Consider the following 2,429-nt stretch of genomic DNA (forward strand, 5'->3'; position numbering starts at 1 on the left):
GCGGGAAAATATCACTGAGATTTGACCCATGTTTCAATCACCCCCTGTGGTTTCAGCGGGGGCTCTGGAGTGATCGACATGGCGTTACTGAGCGTAATTCGACGCTGGTACTTTCGAGATGAGATATCTATCCGGGAGATTTGCCGCAGGACTGGCCTATCACGGAATACTATCCGCAAATATCTACGTGCCGGTGACGTTGAACCGAAGTTCAAGGTGCCGGAGCGGCCGAGCAAACTTGATCCATTTGCGGATCGGCTGTCGGCGTGGCTGAAGACGGAATCCAAGAAGGGCCGCAAGCAAAAGCGCACGCTGAAGCAACTTCATGCCGACTTGGCGGGTCTTGGCTATGATGGCTCCTATTGCCGTGTTGCGGCCTTTGCCCGGGAGTGGAAGGGGGACCGGCAGAAAGAATTCCAGACGACAGGACGCGGCACGTTCGTGCCTTTGGCATTCGAGCCTGGTGAGGCCTTCCAGTTCGACTGGTCGGAAGATTGGGCGATTATCGGCAATGAGCGCACCAAACTACAGATCGCCCATACGAAGCTGAGCTACAGCCGCGCTTTCATCGTCCGCGCTTATCTCCTGCAGACACACGAGATGCTGTTCGACGCTCACAATCATGCCTTCCGCGTCTTCGGCGGAATTCCTGGTCGCGGCATCTACGACAACATGCGCACGGCGATCGACAAGGTGGGCCGCGGAAAGGAGCGCGACGTCAACGTGCGTTTCATGGCAATGGCCAGCCACTATGTCTTCGAGCCAGAGTTCTGCAATCCGGCGTCGGGCTGGGAGAAGGGTCAGGTCGAGAAGAACGTTCAGGACGCGCGTCATCGCTTCTTTCAACCGGTTCCACGCTTTCCATCACTGGAAGCCCTGAATGATTGGCTTGAGCTTCGATGCAAGGAATTCTGGGCGAAGACGCCGCATGGTCAGATGCGTGGCACTATCGCCGACATCTGGGCTGAGGAAGCACCCGCTCTCATGCCCGTTTCCAGGCCGTTCGACGGGTTTGTCGAATATACGAAGCGGGTCACGCCCACCTGCCTCGTGCATCTGGAGCGCAATCGCTACAGCGTCCCGGCATCGTTTGCCAATCGTCCGGTCAGCCTTCGCGTTTATCCGGATCGTGTCGTTGTCGCTGCGGAAGGTCAGATCGTTTGCGAGCATCGTCGCGTCATCGATCGCTCCCATGACCGGCCGGGCCAGACCATTTACGACTGGCGGCACTATCTGGCGGTCGTGCAGCGCAAGCCCGGCGCTCTACGCAACGGCGCTCCCTTCATCGAGCTGCCGGAGGCATTCAAGAGCTTGCAGCGATATCTGCTCAAAAAGCCGGGCGGCGATCGCGAGATGGTCGATATCCTGGCCCTTGTTCTCCAGCACGACGAACAAGCAGTGCTCTCGGCCGTCGACATGGCGCTGAAGTCCGGCGTTCCAACCAAAATGCATGTGCTGAACCTGCTGCATCGCCTCATCGACGGCAAATCCTCTACACCGCCAACCCTCGACGCACCTCAGGCGCTGACGCTCACCAATGAGCCAAAGGCCAATGTCGAGCGATACGATACCTTGAGAAAGACGGAGGTTCGCCATGCGTCATAACCCGGCAAGCGGCGCGATCGTCATCATGCTACGGCAATTGAAGATGCATGGGATGGCCCACGCCGTCGGTGATCTGACCGAGCAAGGATCGCCGGCGTTCGAGGCTGCCATTCCGATCCTGTCGCAGCTTCTCAAGGCGGAAACGGCCGAACGAGAGGTCCGATCGACGGCCTATCAGCTCAAGACGGCACGCTTCCCGGCTTACCGTGATCTGAACGGCTTCGACTTCGTCAGCAGCGAGATCAACGAGGCGCTCGTGCGGCAACTCCATCGCTGCGACTTCCTCGACGACGCCAACAACATCGTCCTGGTCGGCGGTCCCGGCACGGGCAAGACGCATATCGCCACCGCGATCGGCGTCCAGGCCATCGAGCATCACCACAAGCGGGTCCGGTTCTTCTCGACCGTGGAGTTGGTCAACGCGCTGGAACACGAGAAGGCGCAGGGAAGGTCTGGCCAGATCGCCAACCGGCTCGTTCATTCCGATCTCGTTATCCTCGACGAGCTCGGATACTTGCCGTTCAGCGCCTCAGGCGGTGCAATGCTCTTCCATCTGTTGAGCAAACTCTATGAGCGGACCAGCGTCATCATCACGACAAACCTCAGCTTCAGCGAATGGGCCAGCGTCTTCGGCGATGCCAAGATGACCACCGCGCTGCTCGATCGGCTCACCCATCATTGCCACATCCTTGAAACAGGAAACGACAGCTTCCGCTTCAAGAATAGCTCGGCGCAGGCACCTAAACCGACAAAGGAGAAACGAAGAAACTTGACCACAACCGCCGACACAAACGATACCTAAAGGCGGGCCACTTCTCGGCGCA

2 protein-coding genes are annotated in these 2,429 nt (G+C 58.6%); both read left to right on the forward strand.

The window, feature by feature from the left end:
- Nucleotides 1–78 precede the first annotated feature (78 nt).
- On the forward strand, nucleotides 79–1,605 hold the full coding sequence (gene istA, locus ACQZ6J_RS33830) for an IS21 family transposase (protein ID WP_449087227.1): 1,527 nt from the start codon (nucleotides 79–81) through the stop codon (nucleotides 1,603–1,605).
- Nucleotides 1,595–2,407: an IS21-like element helper ATPase IstB gene (gene istB / locus ACQZ6J_RS33835; protein WP_449087228.1), complete on the forward strand. Its 813-nt coding sequence runs from the start codon at nucleotides 1,595–1,597 to the stop codon at nucleotides 2,405–2,407. The genes istA and istB overlap by 11 nt, the downstream gene beginning before the upstream one ends.
- Nucleotides 2,408–2,429: the final 22 nt, after the last annotated feature.

The organism is Rhizobium sp. A37_96, from assembly GCF_053521765.1.